Below are 20,811 nucleotides of genomic sequence, written 5' to 3' on the forward strand. Positions count from 1 at the left end.
GGGGTCGGAGGATGCCGACACAAGCTGGTAGAGGTTCGCCCGTGACGAAAATATTGAGAGACGAGGATCTGGCCGACAATGCGTTGATGGGTGTTGCTATCGATGCGCTCGAGACCGCTTTTCTTGCGAGAGCCGGCAATCGGCTGGTCTCTCCGCCCCGGCATCATGTGTCCTTTCCCGATCGAGGCGATCTCGTCTTCACGGTCGGCGGCATGCTTGGCGACAAACCGCTTGCGGGTTTTCGCGTCTACGAAACATTCGACGGGGCAGAGCATTCGCAGATCGTCGCGGTGTGGTCGGCCGACGATGCCAGGCTCAAGGGCATTGTTCTCGGTGAGCGCCTCGGCAACCTCAGGACCGGTGCCATCGGAGGTCTCGCCGTCCGCCATCTCAGCGCGCCCGGCGCCAGGATCGTCGGGATCATCGGCAGCGGGGCGCAAGCGCGAACCCAGCTTGCCGCAGCCGCCGCCGTTCGAAAACTGGATCGCGCCCGCGTCTACAGCCGCGACGAGAACAATCGCGCCGCCTTCGCAAGCGAAATGCAGCACGTCCTGGGGCTGGAGGTGGAGCCTGTCGGCAGCGTGTCAGAAGCTGTTTATGAGGCAGATATCGTCATTTGCGCGACGACGAGCCAAGCGCCTGTCCTCCATGCGCGCGATCTGAAGCCCGGCGCCCACGTCAACACTGTCGGCCCGAAAATGCTTCAGGGATACGAACTCGGTCTTGATGTCGCGGATGCCGCTGCCGTGATCGCGACGGATTCTCCCGAACAGACCCGAGCCTACGCTTCGACCTTTTTCCTCGCCGGCTCCGGCAACGAAGATCGCATGGCCGACCTTGCCAACATCATTGCCGGGAAAGCGGCCGGGCGGGAATCGCCTGAGGATATAACGCTATTCTGCTCCGTAGGTCTTGCTGGAACCGAAGTCGTCGTCGCCTCTGCGATCCTCGATAGGGTGGGCGTGTCGGTGTAGGCTTTGATTCAGAGGCGGGCTTCAAGCCTTTGTTTTAATGCAGGTATCGTTGAGGTGGTTAGGGCAGGGAGATTTGCGACGTCAGATGAGAGGGCGCGGCACCCTCAACGCTCCTGAGCCGCAGCCATAGGGAGGAGCCTCGAAGGACACACCACAGCGCTGCTCCCTCCGTCATTCCACATTGGTGCATCCGCCTCGCCCTTCAACGCCCCTGCTGGGCACAGCATGAGGCTCTCTTGGAGGCCGGGCACAACCGGGGACCCGCTTAGACTTAGATTCAAGGACGCGCTTCAAGCCTCTGTTCACCCTGTCTCTTCGGTCTTTCTCAGGCCAGATCCAGCACATCCTGCATGCTGTATTCGCCGGGCGCGCGCCCAGCGACCCAGCGGGCGGCGGCAAGTGCGCCGCGAGCGAACATGCCGCGGTCGAGCGCCGAATGCGAAAGTGTCACGACTTCCTCGGCGGCGGCAAACAGCACGCTGTGTTCTCCGACGAGCCCGCCGGCGCGCAGGACGGCAAAGCCGATTTCGCCGGGCGGCCGTTCGCCGGTGATGCCCTCGCGCCCGCGCTGCTCGACGGAGGCGAGGGAGACGCCGCGGCCCGCGGCGGCTGCCTCACCGAGCATCAGCGCCGTGCCGGACGGCGCGTCGATCTTCCTGTTATGATGGGCTTCGAGGATTTCGATATCCCAGCCCTGCGCGGGAAGGGCGCGCGCGGCCTGGGCGACGAGGCCGAGCAGCATATTCAGGCCGATGGAGAAATTGCCGGAGCGCAGGATTGGAATCGTCCGGGCTGCCTCCGTGATCCGTTCGATCTCGTCCGCTTCGAAACCCGTCGCCCCGATCACCAGTGCAGGTCCGCCGGCCGAGGCGCACAAGGCGGCAAGTTCGGCGGCGGCACGTCCTGTGGTGAAATCCAGGATCACGTCGGCGGCGGCGATCGCGGCCGAACGGTCGATCAGCCCTTCGCCGATGGAGCCGGGACGACCGATGCCGCCGACGACTGCAAAAGCCGGATCGGCCGCCAGCAGCGGCAGGATGGCGCGACCCATGCGGCCGTTCGCGCCGGCGACCGCTATTTTGATTGGTGAGGTCACAGTTTTTCCTTGCTGCGGTATTTCCGATGGAGGGGCTGTTTTCATCCGGCATTCGCGCAGGAGAAGGGATTTGCACCTACCGCACTTCCGCTCCCGGCGCAAAGCGGGGATCTCCTCCGGCCGTCCCCGTGAACGGCTGGCCCTTACCAGTTGCCGGGGTCGACGGTGTGATCGATGCTGGCGAATTCATCCGCCTTTTCCCGATCCAGCTTCACGTCCATGGTCACGCTTGTTTCGTCGGTGACCGCGTAGCGGTCAGGGACCGATCCTTTTGATAGTTCTTGGTACATGAGCAAGGCAGCCTCTTCGGCGGTATCGGCCTCGATCTCCCGAGTGAGGGTAACGGTGAATTTATGCATGGTTCGGCCTTTCGATCGGCGCGCAGGCGATGCGCAGCTTACGCACTCTGACACGAGTTTTGTGGCAAGGACACAAAAAGCGTGTCGCTTAGAATTTGATTCATGCGATGGTTTCAGGTTCTTGTTTTTATGGATGTCGCGGTCACGGCGTGTTCTGCTGTCGGCGCTTTTTGGTCACTTGGCAGGGCGCGGCGATCGCCATCGGGAAATTGTTTCGGTGGGCTGGAGAAACCCGGTTTGCTTCTTATTTCACCGAGGGAATTCGAAACGAAAAGCGAAAGGACCGCGCAATGGCAAAGAACACGATCTGCGTATGGTACGACAAAGACGCCGAGGCGGCGGCCCGCTTTTATGCGGCGACGTTTCCCGACAGTGCCGTCGGCGCCGTCATTCGGGCGCCGGGAGATTATCCGGATGGCAAGCAGGGCGACGTATTGGTCGTTGAATTCACCGTGGCGGGTATTGCCTGCATCGGCCTGAACGGAGGGCCTACGTTCAAACACAGCGAGGCTTTCTCGTTTCAGATCGCAACCGACGATCAGGAGGAAACCGATCGCTACTGGAACGCCATCATCGGCAATGGCGGCCAGGAAAGTGAGTGCGGCTGGTGCAAGGATAAATGGGGTGTGTCCTGGCAGATCACGCCGCGCGTCCTCTCCGAAGCGCTGGCGGCAGGTGGGGGGCAGGCAAAGCGTGCTTTCGATGTGATGATGACGATGAGGAAGATCGATGTCGCAGCGATCGAGGCGGCCCGGCGCGGCTGAGGGGTCTGCCCGAAGCCAAGAGATATCAGGCTGTCAGAACCAGAGGTCGCGCACGCAGCGCCCTTTGGTGGGAAGATCTTCGAAGGTGTCCAGGCCATCGAAATGATCGATGGGCAGATCGGCGACGAGATCCGGCGGCGCAAGCCGCATGTTGACCGCCATGCGCCGGCGGCCATCCTTTTGAAGCCGCAGGCCGCGCCAGCTCAAGACGCAGGCGCAGGATGGGCAGAACAAGATTTCGAGGGACGATGTCTCCCGGCCGGAACGGGTATAGGAGGCGGTTTCTCCGCTGAGAGCGATACGCTCTCCTTCGTAATCATAGGCCCAGAGAGTGCCGTAGCGGCGGCAGAGGGTGCAGTTGCAGGCGGTGACCGAGCCGGGATCGCCTTCGAGCGTCCAGCTTGCCTTGCCGCAATGACATGAGCCCGTCAGCATCAGTGTTCGTTCAATCTGCTGTTTCTTCAGGTGCATCCTGCCCCAATCGCGAGGCGATCGCAATTGGGCTTTCAAGCGCCTCGCTTCCCTCCGCTCGCTAGCCCGTTTGGTCAACTTATGAAATTTCTGGTTGGGATGGCGGCCGAAAGATGATCCCATGCGACTTGGCGTAGCCGAGTCCACGCTTCTTCCCAATTTTTGATCCGAGCGGCCCATGTCGATTTCCGATGCGATCTACCGTCCCTTCGAAACCTGGATCCGGCCGCTCGACATTCCGTACCGGCCGCTGCCTTCCAAGGGGCCTGTGGCCGTCCTTCTGCACTTCATTTCGATGTTTCGAGGCGTTCTCATCGCTTTGGCGCTTTCCTCGATGGCGATCGAAGCAATCAACCTCACGATCGTCTGGGGGCTTTCGGTCATTGTCGACGGTGTGACTCAAAAGGGCGCGCCTGCTTTCCTGAACAGTGAATGGCCGCTGCTTGCCTTCCTCGGCCTCCTGATCTTTCCAGCCATGCCAATCGCCTCGTTTCTTCTCAACACTTTCAATTCGCATACGCTCGGCGTCGGTATGCCTGCCGCCATCCAGTGGCAGGGTCACAAGGCGGTGGAGCGGCAGGATCTGGCTTTCTTTCACGATGTTTTTGCTGGACAGGTCTCCTCGCGCCTGTCGCAAGTGGCGTCCTCCGTCCAGCAGCAGATCGTTGTCGCCTTCCAGGCCATTCCGCGCTTCCTGTTGCAGATGGTCGGTTCCGTGCTCTTGCTGGTGAGTTTGTCCTGGCAGCTTGCCCTGCCGGTCGTCATCTGGATCGCGCTCAATGTAGCGCTCGCCATCAGGATGGCGCCGGTCTTCACTGAGCGTTCGCGGCGCACCGCCAAGCAGCGCAGCCTCGTCGCCGGTGCTATTACCGATCTCTACACCAACATGCAGATGATCAAGCAGTTTGCGGCTGAAGACAGCGAAGCGGGTGCCATCCGCCGCATCATCCAGAAATCCGTGCAGACGCAGCACAAGGAGCAACGCATCTACCGCACGTCGGAATTGATCGTCGTGGCGCTCAACATGATGCTGTGGCTCGCCATGCTTTCGATCGGCTTTTCCGGGCTCATCAACGGCTTTCTCACCGTCGGCGAGTTCGTCGGCGCGGTCTATATCCTGCACCGGCTGTCCGGGCACACCTTCACTTTCTTGCAGATGGGACAGCAGATCTTCCAAGCGATCGGCACGATCAAGGACGCCATGCCGGTCATGACGACGCCGCCGACCATCACCGACCGGCCGGATGCGTCAAATCTCACGGTCAGCCGCGGGGAGATCCGCTTCGAAAAAGTCCACTTCGCCTACAAGTCGGGCAAACCGGTCATCGATGCGTTGTCGCTGACGGTGCGGCCCGGCGAAAAGGTGGGCCTGGTCGGCCTCTCCGGCGCCGGCAAGACCACGCTCGCAAATCTGCTCCTGCGCTTCTACGACATCGGCGACGGCGCGATCCTGATCGACGGGCAGGACATTCGGGCGGTCACGCAGTCGAGCCTTCGCCGCGCCATCGGGGTCATCGCGCAGGACGTCGCGCTGCTGCACCGGTCGGTCGGCGATAATATCCGCTATGGCCGGCCGGACGAGACGCGGGACGAGATCGAAGAGGTGGCGAAGATGGCAAGCGCCGATGCCTTCATTGCCGATCTTACCGATGGCGAAGGCCGCAAAGGTTATGACGCTTTCGTCGGCGATCGCGGCATCAAGCTTTCCGGCGGCCAGCGGCAGCGTGTCGCTATCGCTCGCGTTCTCCTGAAAGACGCACCGATCCTGGTGCTGGACGAGGCGACCTCGGCGCTCGACAGCGAATCCGAAGCCGCCATCCAGGAGAGACTGAACCTCGTCATGGAGGGAAAGACGGTGATCGCCATCGCGCACCGCCTCTCGACCATCGCCAGGATGGACCGGATCGTCGTGCTTGATCACGGGCGGATCGTGGAAGAGGGCAGGCCGGACGAGCTGGTCGAACGCGATGGCCTGTTTGCCCGTCTTTGGAAACGCCAGACCGGCGGCTTCATTCCCGAAGACATCGATGAAGCATTGCCGGCTTCGCCTGCGACCTGACAAGCGATGTCGTTGCGGCAAAGCGGCTGCACGGTTTTGCGCGACATGCTTTCGGATGCCGTCAGCGAACCAAGAGCAGGCGGCCGCCGATCAAGATCAGGGCGGCGCCCATCACGCGCTCGATGCTGGCCTTGAAGCGCAGGAAACCGGCGGAAACGCGCGGATTCGAAAAGAAAAAGGCCAGGCCGCAATACCAGAGAGCCGAAAGAAGGAAGCAGGTCAGGGCGATGAGGCAATAGAGCCAGACGGGCGCATGTGCCGGGATGACAAGCGCAAAGATACTGCCGAAGAAAGCCACCGATTTCGGATTGGTCATGCTGACGACGTAAGCGCGGCGCATGGCGGAGCGCCAAGAGACTTCGCTCGGTCCCGTCGGCTTCAAGGGCTTGGACGCGTTGCGGATCATCTTCAGCCCCAGCCAGATCAGATACAATGCGCCGGCCACCTGCAACATCATATGCAACCATTCGAAATGGGTCAGCAGAAAACCGAGCCCCGCCATCGCCATGACGGCCCAGGTCAGGGATGCGATCGCAAGTCCGAGACCCGCAAAGAGCCCGGCAGCGCGCGATACCGTCATGCTTGTGTTGGTGACGATGATGAAATTCGGTCCGGGGCTGACGAGGGAGGCGATGTAGACGCTGACGAGCAATGCGAGCGAATTGATATAGTCCATCCGGTTTTCCTACATTGCTGGCCCGAGCCTATGCGAGGCCAGTGGCTTTTGAAAGGGCTTCTCACTCAAGGGCTGCTTAAGGGCTGACGGACAGGCCGTCGCGGCACCCCTTGACGATCACGGCGGCAATCCTGCCTACTGCCGGCAAGGGAACCGGGGGCTGAGTGGTTATGATCAATCCGTCGAGCAACGCGGGAATGCGCGACCCCGATGTCACCGTCCGTCGCATTCTCAAGGTCAACCATGCGGGCGAGTTCGGCGCCATCAGGATCTATGGCGCCCAGATCCTGATGGCCCGGCGGCTGTTTCCCGGCATCGTGCCGGCGCTGGAAGAAATGCGTGAGGACGAAATCGAGCATTGCCGGCTGTTTCGCGAGGCAATGCCTGCAAGGCGCGCCAGGCCCTGTCGCGTCATGGCCTTCTGGAGCCTCGGCGGTTCCGTGCTCGGTATCCTGACGGCGCTTGGCGGGCGCAACATGATCTGGATCTGCACAGAGGCGGTGGAAAGCACGGTCCATCGCCATCTCGAAGACCAGCTGGCCTTCCTTGCCCAGCGTGATCCCGAACTTCACGCCCTCATCGCGTCGATCCAGGAACAGGAGCTGGCGCATCTGAGGAAAGCCGAAGACAGCCAGAAGAGACGGGGCCTACGCCACGCCTTGCTGCTGCCCGTCATCGGTGCCCTGACCGACCTGATGATCTGGCTCTCCACTTGGGGAGACTCGAGCTGGATGCGCGCCGAAATGACGCGTGCGAGGAGGGAATAGGCTTTGATGAGGAAGCTTCAGGGGCATTTATGGCCGTAGAAGAAACGGTAAGCTTTGAGGTCGGTGGGTGTCGCGTTGTCGGAACATTGTGTCTGGCGGCCTCGGAAAACGCACCGATTGTCGTGCTTCTCCATGGGTTCGGAGGAACGCGGCACGAACTCATGATTTCTCACACCGGCATCGGTATCCTGGCTCATACGGCGGAGAAACTCGCATCCCTGGGTTTTTCGAGCCTCAGGATTGACTTTCGAGGTGTCGGCGAAAGCGGCGGACATTTTCAAGACACCACGTATAATCGCCAGGTCGAGGATTGCATCGCTGCGATGGACTTCGTCAGCGATCTGCTGTCGGCTGGTCCAAATGCGATATTTCTGCTGGGATGGAGCCAGGGTGGGCTGGTTGCTGCTGTGGCGGCGGGCCGTACAAATCGACCAGCGGCGGTCGCGCTCTGGGCTCCCGTCGGCGAACCGAAAGTTTCCTTTCCAGCCTTGATCGGGCGCGATGTGTATGAACGGGCGCTCGCAAGCCGATCGCCTACCAATGTCCAGATGCCGTGGGGCGTATCGCTAACCCTCGGGCATGAATTCTTTGCCGACGTCGAAAATCTGGATCCGTTGGACGAGATTGCCAACTATCGTGGACGGGTTTTTATTGCGGAAGGTAGTCTGGATACTGCTATTCCTCTGGGAACGGCGGCAAAATTCGCTCAGGCGCACAAGGGGGCACATGAAGTTTGGGAGGCTCCCATGGATCACATTTTCAACACTTCTGAAAACGTCGAGATGCTGGACAAGCTGATCACCGCCACGGCACTGTTTTTCGGTGCCCGACCGATTTGAGGTGAATCAAGATGCGGTACGCGGCTCGATGCCCACTTCGATCCAGGCGGATTTCCTCGGCCACTATTCGACAAGCCCCAGCATCGGGCCGTAGCCGCCGTGCCAGGAGCGGTCGTTGCGGCCCATCGCCGGATGGTAGAGCCCGACACCGTTTCCGCCGTCGAGAAACAAGGCGTCGGGGCATTGCAGATGATCGCGGAAGAGCCGTGCGAAATCGTGGAAATTCACTCCATCTTCGCTGATCGCCAAGCGAACCGTGCCCGCCGCGCAGACGCCGATACCGCTTCGGCGGGTTCGATCCGTCGAGCCGGGGATGAAGATCGGGTTCAGCTTGTCGGCGATGACAAGCATCGGACCGGACTGCGTAGCGAACCGCACCTTCTGCGCACGCTTCAGAAACTCATCGGTCGGCAGTATGCCGGCGCCGGTTTCACCAAGAAAGAATACGCCGTTCGGCTTCTTGTAGAAATTCGGCACCTGGCCGGCGGAGCTTTCGGCCTTTGCGGTATTGGCGGGTTTCAATTCCCTGGCGTTCTCTACATACAGCCCCATCGGCGAAAAATCGGCCCGGTACATGCCGGCGTTGACGGCAAGCGCCAGCGTCTTGCCCTCGGCGCGAACGGCTTCGGCAAGGCTTGAAAAAGTCCGGTACGGCTTGCCATCGGCGCCCTTCCAGAACAGGCGCAGGTCGGATTTCCCCGTTTGCAGGGTGCAGACGACGTATTTCGCCTCTTCGAAAGTCTCCTGGTCGCATTGCTCGGCATGGGCCTGATGCAGGGGTGTCATCGTTGCTGCCAGCATCATGGTGGCAGCGAACGCGGCTTGTTTGAAATAGGTCATCGGCGTCACGTCCTCGAGCTGTCTACCATGTGCCCGACAGAGCCGCGCCGGCGAGCAGCACGCCCGTCAGGATATTGGCGAGGAACAGGCGATAATTCAGATCCGGGCGGGCAAGGTCGATCCGCCGGGTCTGCCAGGCCAGGTGGGCTGCGATCACCAGCATTCCGATCGCATAAGGCGGCGACATCTCCAGCAGCCAGCCCCCGAGCGACCACGCCCCAACGGCCAGAGCATAGAACAAGCCGATCCACAACTTGCCGCGCCGGCCGAACAGGATTGCCGTCGATTTCAAGCCGAGGCGGGTGTCATCCCTGACGTCGACATAGGCATAGACCGTATCATAGCCGATCTGCCAGGCGACGGCCCCGGCCCACATCAGCACAGCGCCGGCCGGGATATGGCCGGCAATCTCGGCCCATGCCATGAGCATGCCCCAGTTGAACGCCGCGCCCAGCACGGCCTGGGGCCAGTGGGTGAAGCGTTTGCAGAGCGGATAGACGAACACGAGCGGCAGAACCGATATTGCGATCAAACGCGTGTAAGGCGTCAGGAAAAACAGAAGCGAGGCCGCGAGCATGAGTTCGGCGACCAGAAAGACGAAGGCCTGCAGCGTGCCGATATCTCCGCTTGCAAGCGGCCGAAAACGGGTCCGCTCAACGTGAGCGTCAAAGTTCCGATCCGCGATGTCATTGACTGTGGAGCCGGCACTTCTCATCAGCAGGGCGCCGAGAGAGAAGATCACGAGTTCACCGAGGTCCGGCAGGCCGCGCGATGCCTGGATGAGGGCAGCCCAGCACGGGAAAAGCGTCAGCCATATTCCGACCGGCCGATCCAGCCGCGCGAGCCGCGTATAAGGCCGCCATGCGGCCGGCAATCGGCGATCCACCCAATCGCCAAGGTGGATGTCGCTGAGGTCGGGGTGACTGAGACTGGTCATGATGTAATCTGCAATTCCTATCGCAATAACCCCCATGACTCAGTTTATCATCGTCATCGGCGGCGCCGAGGATAGGAATTTTTGCATGCACGGCAACCACCGTCTGGCGCGAGTGGCATTCGATGATTTTCGGAAACCGTTGCGGCCGAGTCGCGCCTATTCGAGCCCTCGGCATCAGCACAAGCGAGAGCCCACTCCGGCAGAGGGACATCCGATCCCTACCAGGCGGTACGGGCAGTGCCGAGTGCTGTCGTATGCGAGGATGATACCTGCGCGATATGCGCTTTGAGCGACACGACGCAGTTTCCCGGAAAACTGAGTTTGTGCATCGTCAAGTGCTTCAGCAATGCCTCCGCATCGCGCTTCTCGGTAAGCGGAAATGTCACAGTCATGTGAGTTCCTCCAAAGAACACAGTGAGCATCTGTGATAGCTAATGTCTAAATTCTTTTGCGCTGCAACAAGAAAATTTTAATGATAAAATTAAAATCGATTAGTTTTCTGGCGTGTGTTTTTAAGATCGTTTGAAATCGATTCCCGTTCATGGTTGCCAACGCGCCGATGCAAGTCAGGGCTCATCTGCCGTTGCGGGCTGCCCAGCTTCTGAGCCGCAATCCGTTGAGTTTGATGAAGCCTTCGGCGTCGTGATGATCATAGGCGACGGCGCTTTCCTCGAAGGTGACGAGATCGGCGGAATAGAGTGAGCAGGGCGAGGTGCGGGAGATGACCGTAGCGCTTCCCTTATAGAGCCTTACCGTCACTTCGCCGCTGACGAAGTCCTGGCTCCGGTCGATCAGAGCCTGCAGCATGTCCCGCTCGGGAGAGAACCAGAAGCCGTTGTAGATCAGCTCGGCGTAGCGGGGCATGATCTCATCCTTCAGGTGCGCGGCGGCACGATCGAGCGTGATCGATTCAATGCCGCGATGCGCCGCAAGCAGGATCGTGCCTCCCGGCGTCTCGTAGACGCCTCGCGACTTCATGCCGATGAAGCGGTTTTCAACGAGATCGAGCCGGCCGACGCCATGCCGGCCGCCGAAGCGGTTGAGCTCGGTCAGCAGGGCGGCTGGAGTCATAAGCCTGCCGTTCACCGACACCGGGTCGCCGCTTTCGAAGCCGATGGTCACGGTCTCGGGGGCATCGGGCGCATCGACGGGGTCGACCGTGCGTTGATAGATGTAATCGGGCGCGATCTCGGCCGGATTTTCGAGGATCTTGCCCTCGGTCGAGGTGTGTAGGAGATTGGCATCGATCGAAAACGGCGCTTCGCCGCGCTTGTCCTTCGGCACCGGGATTCCATGCATCTCGGCATATTCCAGAAGCTGCATGCGGGAGCGCATGTTCCATTGGCGCCAGGGAGCAATGACCTCAATCGACGGGTCGAGCGCATTGACGGCAAGTTCGAAGCGGACCTGGTCATTGCCCTTGCCTGTCGAGCCGTGGGCAACGGCATCAGCACCGACCTGCCGGGCTATGGCGACCAGATGCTTGGCTATCAGCGGCCGGGCGATGGAGCTGCCGAGCAGATACTGACCCTCATAGACTGTGTTGGCACGCAGCATCGGAAAGACGAAGTCGCGAACGAATTCCTCCCGCAGATCGACGATACGGATGTCCCTGACGCCAAGCATTGCCGCCTTCGTCCGCGCCGGCTCGAGCTCCTCGCCCTGGCCGAGATCGGCGGTGAAGGTCACGACCTCGCATCCGTAGGTCTCCTGCAGCCATTTGAGGATGATCGAGGTATCCAAGCCGCCGGAATAAGCGAGCACGATTTTATCTATCTGTCTTGCCATCAGCCGTCTCCACATCAATGCTTGCAACGATAGGTCATGTCTTGCGCAATGGGCTTGCGAAGCGTCCTCAAAATTGCGATCATTTGGCATATTGTGCCACTATGGAAGAAGTCTGTAGCTATAAAATGCCGCTAGTCCTCGACGTGATCGATCGCCATATTCTGCGCGTGCTTCAGCGCGACGGGCGCATTTCGAATGTCGAACTGGCGAAGGAGGTGGGGCTCTCGCCTTCGCCGTGCCTGCGCCGCGTGCGGCTGCTCGAGGAGGCGGGGATCATCGATCGCTACGTCGCGGTGCTGGACCCCGCCAAAGTCGGGGCGGGGCTGACGGTGTTTGCCCGGGTGTGGTTCAAGACGCAGGATGCCGAGGTGACGCTGCGCTTCGGCGAAGCCGTCAAGCGCTTTCCAGAGGTGATGGAATGCTATCTGACGACGGGGGAATGCGACGCCGTGCTGCGGATCGTCACCGCCGATCTTCACAGCTATTGGCGTTTCCAGGCCGACCACCTGACCCGCATTCCGAGCGTGCTCAGCGTCAAGACCGATGTGCCGATGGAGACGTTGAAGCGGAGCTACGAACTGCCGGTTCGGTAGGCGTCTTGTTCATGCGGTGGCCAGCCCCGTCCTTCGAGGCCCCTGCGAGGCGCCCGCCTCAGGATGAGGCTGGAGAGAGGGCGTGCTTTTGGGCTGGGAATGGGGACCGTTGGATGCGGTGGGAGAGGGGGAGCGCCGGCGACAGGGTCACATCGGTCAGCCCTCATCCGAGGTGCGGAGGCTGAAAGCCGGAGCCTCGAGGGACGAGGGCGGGTGATTGGGCGAACGGTTGCAACATGTTCATCGCATCCCCACGTGTCCATGAAACGGGCAACGGAGCAGCCATGGACGACCGGGAGCAGAAGGCGAGTGGTGGGGGATTTTTTCATAATTTTCAGTCGGCATTGGAAGCTATCGTTGAAGGGATCTGGGAGTTGGATTCCGAAATCGCTCTTCTGCTGGTGGCCGCTCCCCTGGTGATCCTTGTCATCTACTACGCATTCCGCGCCCTGTTTCGGCTTGGACGGTGGGTCTGGAGCGTTTGCCGATCCGGCCGCGTTAAGAAAGCGGTTTTCAGATCGGCTGAAAGCCACAGCGCGCGCGCCGAATTGGCCGCGAAGCCTTTGGGGTAACTCCGGTGATCGTCACAACGCGTGGGAAGCTAATATCCGGAGCTGACATTGAAGTTCGTGACGGCGAAAGAGGTCTTTCCCGTCCGCAGCCGCGGCCTCTTCAACGTGCATCCGCGGCGCGCGTGGGGATCTGAAGCAGCGCACGTTCAGTCAAGACGGTTTCCTCATCGACTGGGTAGCTGCGAAGCACCGACATCAGGGATTGCCTGCGGCGTTCAAAACATGATTTCGAATGGCGGCCGCACTTTCCTTCGGTGAAGCGAAAGTGACATCCAGGACAAGGGTATTTTGATGCTGAGGATCGAGAACGCACGCTCGTCGGCTGCGTTCTCTCGAGGTTTCCACATCTATCGATTTTAGATGGACGCGGCGTTCGGGGGTGGAAATCCGGCGTGCCAACTCGTCCTCATCACAGAGCAACCGGATGGGCACCAGCAAGGCCTGGCGCTGTTGAGCTGCGGCAGCAATTTGCTGAAACGTGCGCATGCTTCGCGGATCGCCTTCAATCCCGGCATGCGTGAAGATGAAATTGGCCGAGGGCGCGCTGTAGGCCACGATCGCATCCAGGACGGCTTGCCGAACTCCTCCGGTATATTCCCATATTCCTTCCGGGAGGGCAGACATCCCGTCGTCATCCAGGAGGCGCAGTATCGGGTTATTGAACCAGTGATTGTCGATAATCTTTGCGGGGATAATCGGACTTAATTCTTTGGCAATCGCGAGTTTCCCGACGCCTGGAAAACCGATCAGCAGAATGAAAATATTCATATGAAGCAACCTCCTCACTCTCGTCGGACATAGTCTTTGCTGCGCGATAGGGCTTTTCGCAATCCTTGCAGCTAATGCTCACTCGACCTGGATATGGATATGGTCGTCGTGGCGGGCGGCGCGGCAGCCTTGGAAACGGACATGGCTGTCGGTGATGCCAAGCGCGTTCTTCAGATGCGGCTCGATGAAGATCTTCTGCAGGCCGAAGCGCGCCCCGCCTTCGCTGGTCAGCCAGGCGAGCGCGGCCGATGTGCGCCGCTCCTCGATGCCATAGGCCGGAAACAATGGCTGCAACTCGTCGAAATCCCAACGAGTTGTCAGCCAGTCGTTGCGGCCTTCGCATGGCAGTTCGTCACCCGGTGCCGGCTCTTCGAAGGCGAAATAGCCGATCGGGGAGCGGGTGGCGCCATTCAGGAAGGCACCGTCGGCATTCCTGTAATAATAGGCGAAGTCGAGCTTTTTCCCGTCAGCATGCGACAGATGCGGAAGCAGCGGAAAGCCGTTTACGAAGGGAAAATTTGCATCGAGCGCCACGGTGACGGTACCGGGAAATTCCGCGTCCATATGGGCGGCAAGCGCCTTTGCGAGATCGCGCACGTCAGGCGTGACGTAATTGCGGTTCAGCAGGCAATAGATCGGGGAGCGAACCGCCAGCCTGTCTGTGGTGTCCGATATGCAGGAGAGGGGAACGCGCCCGAACATCGGGGCTGCGAGGTTCGCTGCAAACGACGCACCGGCATAGAAAAGCAGGAAGATGGCGAGCTTCACTAGTAAGCGGCGGATGCCCCAGGCGCGAGACGCGGCGAGGGCAATCAGATAGGCGACGCCGCCGATCTGCGTGAGCAGCGTCAGAATGACAACGATCAGGACGTGGAGGGTAAAACGGAACACGGGGAGGGGCCTTGCGGGACGTTGCCATTCCATAGGCGAGGGGATGGTGATCGGCAAGACGGCTGCAAGCCGCCGACCGGCCAGATGCCTAATGCGCTCCGAATTGACAGCGGCAGTTATCTGACTTAAGTCAGATAATATGGCTTGTGATCCCATCTCTCGCGTTCGTCGCTTCAACCGTGCCGTCACCTCCGAAGTCGGCGCTCTCGACAACTCGTTCCTCGGACGCGGACGGCCGCTGGGCGCTGCGCGGGTGCTCAATTCGATCGGCCGGGGACAATCGGATGTTGCGGTGATCCGCGATTATCTCGGCCTCGACTCGGGCTTGATGAGCCGTCTGCTGCGCAGCCTGGAGGAGGAGGGTCTCATCGAGACGGTGCCGAACGCTGAGGACGCACGTCGCCGCGTCGTCAGATTGACCGAATACGGCCGGTCCGAGTTTCAGGCCTATGAAGCGCTGTCCAATGCGCAGGCGGAAGGATTTCTGGCGCACCATCGCCGCCCGGAAGAACTTCTGCGCGCTATGGATATGGTTGCTTCCTCGCTGAGGCGCGACTGGATTTTGATCGAGGAGACGGACCCTCGGCACGAGGATGCCCGCTATTGCCTGAGTGAATATTACGGCGAACTTGCACGCCGCTTCGAGAAGGGTTTCGACGTGTCGCTGTCCCGCGATCCCGACGCCAAGGATATGATCCGTCCGCGCGGTGCGTTTCTGGTGGCCATGTCCGATGGCCTGCCGATCGGCTGCGTTGGGTTGAAGGGCAGTGGCGGCGAGGCCGCGGAGATCAAGAGACTGTGGGTTGCCCCATCCGCACGTGGCCTCGGTCTTGCAACACGCCTGATGACGGCCGTCGAAACTATCGCTGGCGAACTGTCCGTCCAGCTCCTGCGCCTGGATACGAACAGCGCGCTTTCCGAGGCGCAACAGCTTTATCGCGGAAGCGGCTGGGTTGAGATCGACCGTTTCAATGACGATCCATATCCCGACACGTTCTTTGAAAAGCGCCTTTAAGCGTGTCGAAGCAGCCGCGCGGCTGATGCGTGGCTTCTAGGGGAGCGGATACTACTGATGCTCCAGCTGCTTCGACAGCTCGGCTAAAAGCCTATTGCGGTCAGTGTTCAACTGGACGAGATCGACGGCAATGGTGATGGCGCGGCGCCCTTCAGTGCCGTCGATATCGAGCTTTCTCTCGCAGCACCATCGCCGAACAGCATCGGTGACGATTGTTATTTCATCGTCGTTGAGTGAGATGAGCGATAGGAGCATCGTCGTGCCATCCGAAAAGCCCAAAAGCGCCTATGGTCTCAAACGGTCGTGCCGACGCCGCTGTGCCAATGGCGCTTAGTTTACGCGCATTCCCCAACAACTCCACAGCTATTTTGACACGGTTTGGCGCCGATCCTGCTGCGCGTGCTTCCCATCCTTGCCAGTGCATGCCTCGGGAAGCCTGCGGCATGCACTGGCGGAAAGAATGCCGATCGGCTGCCAGTTATTTTGCCAGCACGATGTGTGTGGCGTGTTCGGTGGCGACATGCTCGGCGACGCGGAAGCCGAGGGCGGGCAGGTCGATGCCGGTGAACATCGCTTCTCCCTTGCCGAGCACGACCGGCGAGATGGCGAGATGCAACTCGTCGATCAGGCCGGCCTGCAGATATTGGCGGACAGTGCTGACCCCGCCGCCGATTTTCACGTCCTTGTCGCCGGCCGCAGCCTTCGCCTTTTCAAGTGCATCTTCGATGCCGCCGGTGATGAAGTGAAAGGTCGTGCCGCCCTCCATGACGAGGGGGTCACGCGGATAATGCGTCAGGATAAAGGTTGGCGCGTGATAGGGCGGGTTCGGCCCCCACCAGCCCTTCCAGGTCTCATCCGGCCAATCGCCGCGAACGGGGCCGAACATGTTGCGCCCGAGAATGAAGGCGCCGAAATTCGCCATGCCGCGGGCGGCATAGTCCTCGTCAATTCCTTGCGAACCGTCGTCCTTTCCCTGCATCGCGCGGAAAGTGCGGGTATGGAAAAACCATCGAAACATCTCGGCTCCGCGTTTGCCGAGCGGATCTTGCATGCTTTGTTCCGGACCCGCGCCGAAACCATCTACAGACAGGGAAAACCCTGCAACACGCACCTTTGACATGATCTCCTCCATCTGATTGCGATTTGAAACCGGTTGCGTTGTTGCATAAGCGCTCCTATATTGCAACCAGTTTTTTATAGGAGTGCATCTCGTGGATATCGAACTGCGGTCGGGCTGCCCGATCAACCTGACGATGGAGGTGCTGGGCGACAGGTGGAGCCTCATCATCATCCGGGACATCATGTTTGGCAACCGTCGCCATTTCCGCGATCTCCTGACCCATTCCGAGGAGGGAATCGCCTCCAATATTCTGGCAGCCAGGTTGAAGCGCCTGCTTTCGCTCGGGTTCATCAGCAAGCGGGACGATCCGAGCCACAGCCAGAAGGCAATCTATAGCCTCGAGGAGCCGGCTATCCAGCTGGTTCCCGTCTTCGCCATGATCGGCGCGTGGGGACGGCGCCATCTGCCTGTCAGCGAGGAGTTGAGCATCCGCGCGCAGCTTCTCGAAGAAGGCGGGCCGCCGCTCTGGGACGACTTCATGGAGGATCTCCGGGAAATCCATATCGTCGATCCGATCGGCGGAGCCAACGGCACACGCACCTCGGCCGTGCTGGCCAAGCTGACGGCAGCGTTTCTCGAGGTCCGCGCGAAATCGTCGGCGCCGGCATCCTGATGTCGAAGGAAGTCACCCGGCCCGATCAGCCGCCGGCACCCTGGTATTTCCGGGTGGCGTAGCGCCAGTACGCGATTGCGATCAGCACCCAGACCGGGCCGGCCGCCAGGGCCGCGGGCGCGGCCCAGTCCCCGAGGATCGGGACGGGTTTGCCGAGCAGGGCGGCGACGGGAACCGAACTGGTCAGCGCCAGCGGAACAGCGGTGAGGAGGGTGATCTGGATGCTGCCGGGAAAAATGTTGAGCGGGTAGCGCATCAGCTCCCAGAAACCGAAGAAGATCGAGAACAGATGGCTGGAGCGCACCCAGATCAGCGCGGTGGCGCCGATCATGGTGATGAGCGCGGCGGTGAGAAGCGTGGCACTGAAAACTGTGGCAACGAGGAACAGGGCCGAAGGGATCGACCAGGCGAAATCGACGGAGAAAACCGCCCAGCCGAGCAGCGGCACGGCAAGGATGATGTGGCCGGCATAGCCGATATTGAGGCCGGAAAAAATCAGATAGACCCAGGGGCTGAAAGGCTTGACCAGCAGCGCGTCGTAAATGCCGAGCCGCACCAGTTCCTCAAGATCGCGTAGCTGCGTGAAGCTCATCGCAGCGCCAAGGGAGTAGGCCAGCAGCTGGAAGCTGTAGAGCAGCGCGAGCTCCGACCAGCTCCAGCCGCCTAACGTTTGGAAACGGGCAAGCAGGATGCCGATGGTGGCGAAGACGCTGCCATAGGAGAGGATCTGCGCAAGACGATCGAGCCAGAATGCGCCGCGATATTCCATCTGCGAGCGCACATGCATGCGCACCAGCAGCGGAATAACGCGGAGGTGATGAAGGAGCACGGTCAGCCTCCCTGCACGGTGATGCGGGTGGAGGCTGAGCGCCATAGCCAAAGGACGCCCAAGAGGAACAATCCGGCCCAGCCGAGACCGAGGCCAAGATGAAGCCAGGTGTCGGCAACCGAAAGCCGGCCGAGATAGACGGCATTGGGATAATAGACCACCCAGGCGAAGGGCAGATGGCGGGCGATCGTCGCCAGCGGCTCGGGAAAGAACCAGAAGGGCACCAGCAGGCCGGAGAACAATTGCAGCAGGGCGCCGAGGATCCAGTCGAGCGAGAAGCTCGTCATCAGCCAGAAGGCGATCAGGCCGCAGAACGTCGACATCAGGGACAGCAGGATGAAGGAAAGCGCCCAGAAGGCGATGAACATGGCGCCGTCGAACAGGCTTGCCGGCGGCAGCATGCCGTAGAGTATCGCTGTGACAGCGACGGTGGGGATGACCTGCGTCATCAGGCGATAGCCGAAACTGCCGCATTCATTGGCGAAGATGTAGAGCGGATAGAAGATGGGCTTCAGCAACCAGACGGCGACGTCCCCCGTCTTCAGCGACCGGCCGATCTCGTTGATGATCCTTTCCGGGCGGGTGGCGCCCATCACCGCGCCGCCGAGCAGAGCATAAGTCACCATCTGCTGCAGCGAGACGCCGTCGACCACGATTGCGCCGACGCCGGCATAGGCGGCCTGCCAGATGGTGACACGGGCGACGACCTGCACCAGTTTGCCGAAGATGTTGGCCCAGACCTCGTTGCGATAAGCGAGCTGGGAATGGAAGGAACTCCGGGTAAAAGCGAGATAAGCGCTCATGACGCCCGCGCCCTGGCGTTGCGCCCCTGGTAAAAGGTGCGGATGACTTCTTCGATGTCGGGCTCGTGCAAAGCCACATCCTTGAGGCCGCGGTCGCTTCCCACCTCCGACAGGATCCTGACCAGTGAAACGTCTTCGCGTTCGATCAGATAGTTCTTGCGCAGGCCCTCATCGCTGACGAGCGTAGCGGTGCTGAGCGGCAGCGGTCCTGGATCGCTGGCAAATTCGAGTGTCAGCCGCCGGGCCGAACCCAAGGCCGCGCGCAGGCTCCTCAATTCGCCGTCGAAGATCAGCCTCGAGTGATCGACCATGATCAGCCGCGGGCAGATGGTCTCGATGTCCTGCAGGTCGTGGGTGGTGAGGATAATGGTGACGCCGCGCTCGCGGTTGATCTCGGCAAGAAACCGCCGCACGGCATCCTTGGCGACCACGTCGAGACCGATGGTCGGTTCGTCCAGAAAGAGGATTTTCGGATCGTGCAGCAGCGACATGACGATCTCGGCGCGCATGCGCTGGCCGAGGCTGAGCTGGCGCACCGCGCGGTCGAGAAAGGGCGTGAGGTCGAGCAGTTCGCTGAAGCGCCGGAGATTATCCGCATAGCGGGTAACGGGAATGTCGTAGATGCGCTGGCGCAAGGTAAAGCTGTCGACCAGCGGCAGGTCCCACCACAGCTGGCTGCGCTGGCCGAAGACGACGCCGATCTCGCACGCATTGTCCATGCGGCTCAAATGCGGCGTGCGGCCGAGCACGGAGAGCGTGCCGGCGCTCGGCACCAGAATGCCGGTCATCATCTTGATCATCGTGGATTTGCCGGCGCCGTTGGGGCCGAGATACCCCACCGCTTCGCCGGCCGCGACGTCGAAATCGATGTCGGAAACGGCCAGAACTTCGGTATATTCGCTCGTCACCAGCGTCTTCAGGGCGCCCAGAAAACCCGGAAATCTCTTGTGCTGCCGGAAGCGCTTGCTGACGCCCCGTGCCTCGATCAAAGCCGTCATCTCTATTTCCCGCCGATTCGGCAGCTGTCAGGATTGGAACTCAAGCTAGCGCCGGGCTCGGCCAGTGCAAGCAAAAGTCGCTTTTGCCTGTCTCTCAATCGCGCAATTCGAGGTGCCGCAGTGCCGCCTGCCGATCCGAAAAGACGCGCGGCGCCACAGCCTTTTGCGTTGACAGCCGCGGTCAATCGATCGCTGTTAGGCTCATGAAGATTCTCGCAATATCCGGTAGCGCTCGGCGCGATTCCACCAATACGGCCATGCTGCGGGCTGTCAGCGTCGTTGCACCAAGTGATATCGAAATTGCGATCTTCGATGGCGTGGGAGGTTTGCCGGTGTTCTCGCCCGATCTCGAGGGGGAAGCTCTGCCGGCGGCCGTGCGGGATTTCGTCGCAGCGATCGCTCGGAGCGACGGGGTGATTATTGCCAGCCCGGAATATGTGCGATCCATCCCCGGCGGTCTCAAGAATGCGATCGATTGGCTGGTGTCAGGAGAGCAGATCGTCCACAAGCCCGTTGCGCTGCTGCACGCATCACATCGCGGCGATGACATGCTGGCAGGCCTGCGCACGATCCTTGCGACCATCACCGATCGGTTCGCAGCGGACATCTTCCTCCGGCTTCCTCTGATGAAGCTGGAACCGGCCGAGGTGTTTCGGGCCATCGATACGGCGGAGAACCGTTCCAGAGTGCAGGCCTATCTTCAGGCATTCTCGGCCTATTGCGAGGCCGCCGGCCAGACCGTCATCGGACCTCCATCATGAGGCCGCTCTCGAACGCTGCTTTTCCGAGTGGGCCGGTAGCCGCGGCACGCCGACGAGGAGCACGAAACCGGTGCCAACGGTGAGGACGGTGGAAACATGCAGCGCGCTGCGATCGTCTGGTCGCGCGGGGGCAAACTCGCTGCAGAACAGGCCCCGCGTTTCGGAAGTCGGCGACGCCTATAGCCCGCTTCGAAATTCAGCAGCGAGTTTCCCGTAGGCTGATTAAAGGCCGGCAACCGAAAAAGCCTCGCATCTTCATGCGAGGCTTTCTGCGTGCG

General features: G+C 60.8%; 25 protein-coding genes and 1 pseudogene. 11 read left to right on the forward strand and 15 right to left on the reverse strand.

The features are described 5' to 3' along the window. The first annotated feature begins 41 nt into the window (after positions 1-41). Positions 42-974 (forward strand): ornithine cyclodeaminase family protein, encoded by a 933-nt coding sequence (locus ACS4RS_RS15975; protein ID WP_449313726.1) that lies wholly within the window; start codon positions 42-44, stop codon positions 972-974. Between the two features lie 325 nt (positions 975-1,299). Here ACS4RS_RS15975 and dapB read toward each other — a convergent pair whose 3' ends face one another. After that, positions 1,300-2,070 (reverse strand): 4-hydroxy-tetrahydrodipicolinate reductase, encoded by a 771-nt coding sequence (gene dapB, locus ACS4RS_RS15980; RefSeq protein ID WP_439010194.1) that lies wholly within the window; start codon positions 2,068-2,070, stop codon positions 1,300-1,302. 143 nt (positions 2,071-2,213) lie between these two features. Continuing rightward, complete coding sequence (locus tag ACS4RS_RS15985) at positions 2,214-2,429, reverse strand: hypothetical protein (RefSeq protein ID WP_439010193.1); 216 nt, start codon at positions 2,427-2,429, stop codon at positions 2,214-2,216. A 290-nt stretch (positions 2,430-2,719) separates the two neighbouring features. On the opposite strand from ACS4RS_RS15985, the gene ACS4RS_RS15990 reads away from it, so the two are divergent. Beyond that, on the forward strand, positions 2,720-3,193 hold the full coding sequence (locus tag ACS4RS_RS15990) for a VOC family protein (RefSeq protein WP_439011822.1): 474 nt from the start codon (positions 2,720-2,722) through the stop codon (positions 3,191-3,193). 33 nt (positions 3,194-3,226) lie between these two features. On the opposite strand, the gene ACS4RS_RS15995 is transcribed toward ACS4RS_RS15990, so the two are convergent. Next, positions 3,227-3,628, reverse strand: coding sequence for a GFA family protein (locus ACS4RS_RS15995; RefSeq protein WP_179613592.1), 402 nt, complete (start codon positions 3,626-3,628; stop codon positions 3,227-3,229). Positions 3,629-3,842: 214 nt separating this feature from the next. On the opposite strand from ACS4RS_RS15995, the gene ACS4RS_RS16000 reads away from it, so the two are divergent. After that, positions 3,843-5,723, forward strand: a complete 1,881-nt coding sequence (locus ACS4RS_RS16000; protein WP_439010192.1) for an ATP-binding cassette domain-containing protein — start codon at positions 3,843-3,845, stop codon at positions 5,721-5,723. 61 nt (positions 5,724-5,784) lie between these two features. On the opposite strand, the gene ACS4RS_RS16005 is transcribed toward ACS4RS_RS16000, so the two are convergent. Continuing rightward, positions 5,785-6,399 carry a LysE family transporter gene (locus ACS4RS_RS16005; protein ID WP_439010191.1) on the reverse strand — a complete coding sequence of 205 codons (615 nt, stop codon included), beginning with the start codon at positions 6,397-6,399 and terminating at the stop codon, positions 5,785-5,787. A gap of 170 nt (positions 6,400-6,569) precedes the next feature. Here ACS4RS_RS16005 and ACS4RS_RS16010 point away from each other — a divergent pair, with 170 nt between their 5' ends. Continuing rightward, positions 6,570-7,166: a demethoxyubiquinone hydroxylase family protein gene (locus ACS4RS_RS16010; protein ID WP_439011821.1), complete on the forward strand. Its 597-nt coding sequence runs from the start codon at positions 6,570-6,572 to the stop codon at positions 7,164-7,166. A gap of 29 nt (positions 7,167-7,195) precedes the next feature. Then, complete coding sequence (locus ACS4RS_RS16015; protein ID WP_439010190.1) at positions 7,196-8,005, forward strand: alpha/beta fold hydrolase; 810 nt, start codon at positions 7,196-7,198, stop codon at positions 8,003-8,005. Positions 8,006-8,068: 63 nt separating this feature from the next. Here ACS4RS_RS16015 and ACS4RS_RS16020 read toward each other — a convergent pair whose 3' ends face one another. The 4 genes from ACS4RS_RS16020 to ACS4RS_RS16035 all read right to left on the reverse strand — a co-directional run bounded on the left by ACS4RS_RS16020 (position 8,069) and on the right by ACS4RS_RS16035 (position 11,570). Then, positions 8,069-8,845: a phosphodiester glycosidase family protein gene (locus ACS4RS_RS16020; RefSeq protein WP_439010189.1), complete on the reverse strand. Its 777-nt coding sequence runs from the start codon at positions 8,843-8,845 to the stop codon at positions 8,069-8,071. A gap of 22 nt (positions 8,846-8,867) precedes the next feature. Then, on the reverse strand, positions 8,868-9,782 hold the full coding sequence (ubiA, locus tag ACS4RS_RS16025) for a 4-hydroxybenzoate octaprenyltransferase (protein WP_439010188.1): 915 nt from the start codon (positions 9,780-9,782) through the stop codon (positions 8,868-8,870). 218 nt (positions 9,783-10,000) lie between these two features. After that, complete coding sequence (locus ACS4RS_RS16030) at positions 10,001-10,174, reverse strand: hypothetical protein (protein WP_003593803.1); 174 nt, start codon at positions 10,172-10,174, stop codon at positions 10,001-10,003. A gap of 181 nt (positions 10,175-10,355) precedes the next feature. Next, positions 10,356-11,570, reverse strand: coding sequence for an argininosuccinate synthase (locus tag ACS4RS_RS16035; RefSeq protein ID WP_439010187.1), 1,215 nt, complete (start codon positions 11,568-11,570; stop codon positions 10,356-10,358). Positions 11,571-11,695: 125 nt separating this feature from the next. On the opposite strand from ACS4RS_RS16035, the gene ACS4RS_RS16040 reads away from it, so the two are divergent. Together ACS4RS_RS16040 and ACS4RS_RS16045 are read left to right on the forward strand one after the other, a co-directional pair. Next, the gene (locus ACS4RS_RS16040; RefSeq protein ID WP_439010186.1) at positions 11,696-12,163 is read left to right on the forward strand and encodes a winged helix-turn-helix transcriptional regulator; all 468 of its coding nucleotides are present in this window, start codon (positions 11,696-11,698) and stop codon (positions 12,161-12,163) included. A 284-nt stretch (positions 12,164-12,447) separates the two neighbouring features. Then, entirely contained in the window at positions 12,448-12,735 is a 288-nt protein-coding gene (locus ACS4RS_RS16045; RefSeq protein WP_439010185.1) for a hypothetical protein, read from the forward strand. A gap of 195 nt (positions 12,736-12,930) precedes the next feature. Here ACS4RS_RS16045 and ACS4RS_RS16050 read toward each other — a convergent pair whose 3' ends face one another. Then, a complete protein-coding gene (locus ACS4RS_RS16050) occupies positions 12,931-13,503 on the reverse strand; it encodes a chloramphenicol phosphotransferase (RefSeq protein ID WP_439010184.1) in 573 nt (190 codons plus the stop codon). A gap of 78 nt (positions 13,504-13,581) precedes the next feature. Next, positions 13,582-14,394, reverse strand: coding sequence for a hypothetical protein (locus tag ACS4RS_RS16055; protein ID WP_439010183.1), 813 nt, complete (start codon positions 14,392-14,394; stop codon positions 13,582-13,584). Between the two features lie 139 nt (positions 14,395-14,533). Between ACS4RS_RS16055 and ACS4RS_RS16060 the strand changes: the two genes are divergently transcribed. After that, the gene (locus ACS4RS_RS16060; RefSeq protein ID WP_439010182.1) at positions 14,534-15,409 is read left to right on the forward strand and encodes a GNAT family N-acetyltransferase; all 876 of its coding nucleotides are present in this window, start codon (positions 14,534-14,536) and stop codon (positions 15,407-15,409) included. 51 nt (positions 15,410-15,460) lie between these two features. Here ACS4RS_RS16060 and ACS4RS_RS16065 read toward each other — a convergent pair whose 3' ends face one another. Beyond that, positions 15,461-15,664 (reverse strand): hypothetical protein, encoded by a 204-nt coding sequence (locus ACS4RS_RS16065; protein WP_439010181.1) that lies wholly within the window; start codon positions 15,662-15,664, stop codon positions 15,461-15,463. 223 nt (positions 15,665-15,887) lie between these two features. Next, complete coding sequence (locus ACS4RS_RS16070; protein WP_439010180.1) at positions 15,888-16,529, reverse strand: dihydrofolate reductase family protein; 642 nt, start codon at positions 16,527-16,529, stop codon at positions 15,888-15,890. Positions 16,530-16,620: 91 nt separating this feature from the next. On the opposite strand from ACS4RS_RS16070, the gene ACS4RS_RS16075 reads away from it, so the two are divergent. Next, positions 16,621-17,142 (forward strand): winged helix-turn-helix transcriptional regulator, encoded by a 522-nt coding sequence (locus ACS4RS_RS16075; protein ID WP_439010179.1) that lies wholly within the window; start codon positions 16,621-16,623, stop codon positions 17,140-17,142. A gap of 25 nt (positions 17,143-17,167) precedes the next feature. On the opposite strand, the gene ACS4RS_RS16080 is transcribed toward ACS4RS_RS16075, so the two are convergent. From ACS4RS_RS16080 to ACS4RS_RS16090, 3 genes are read right to left on the reverse strand one after another with little or no spacing between them, the layout of a single operon-like run. After that, a complete protein-coding gene (locus ACS4RS_RS16080; RefSeq protein WP_439010178.1) occupies positions 17,168-18,016 on the reverse strand; it encodes an ABC-2 family transporter protein in 849 nt (282 codons plus the stop codon). Next, entirely contained in the window at positions 17,974-18,774 is an 801-nt protein-coding gene (locus ACS4RS_RS16085; protein WP_439010177.1) for an ABC-2 family transporter protein, read from the reverse strand. Before ACS4RS_RS16085 ends, ACS4RS_RS16080 begins: the two co-directional genes overlap by 43 nt. Next, positions 18,771-19,772, reverse strand: coding sequence for an ATP-binding cassette domain-containing protein (locus ACS4RS_RS16090; protein ID WP_439010176.1), 1,002 nt, complete (start codon positions 19,770-19,772; stop codon positions 18,771-18,773). Before ACS4RS_RS16090 ends, ACS4RS_RS16085 begins: the two co-directional genes overlap by 4 nt. Before the next feature lie 203 nt (positions 19,773-19,975). Between ACS4RS_RS16090 and ACS4RS_RS16095 the strand changes: the two genes are divergently transcribed. Together ACS4RS_RS16095 and ACS4RS_RS16100 are read left to right on the forward strand one after the other, a co-directional pair. Continuing rightward, the gene (locus tag ACS4RS_RS16095) at positions 19,976-20,533 is read left to right on the forward strand and encodes an NAD(P)H-dependent oxidoreductase (protein WP_439010175.1); all 558 of its coding nucleotides are present in this window, start codon (positions 19,976-19,978) and stop codon (positions 20,531-20,533) included. A 90-nt stretch (positions 20,534-20,623) separates the two neighbouring features. Next, a pseudogene (locus tag ACS4RS_RS16100) lies at positions 20,624-20,775 on the forward strand (DUF3313 domain-containing protein); the annotation flags it as partial. Positions 20,776-20,811 lie beyond the last annotated feature (36 nt).

The organism is Rhizobium sp. F40D2 (assembly GCF_051810745.2).
Lineage (GTDB): Bacteria > Pseudomonadota > Alphaproteobacteria > Rhizobiales > Rhizobiaceae > Rhizobium.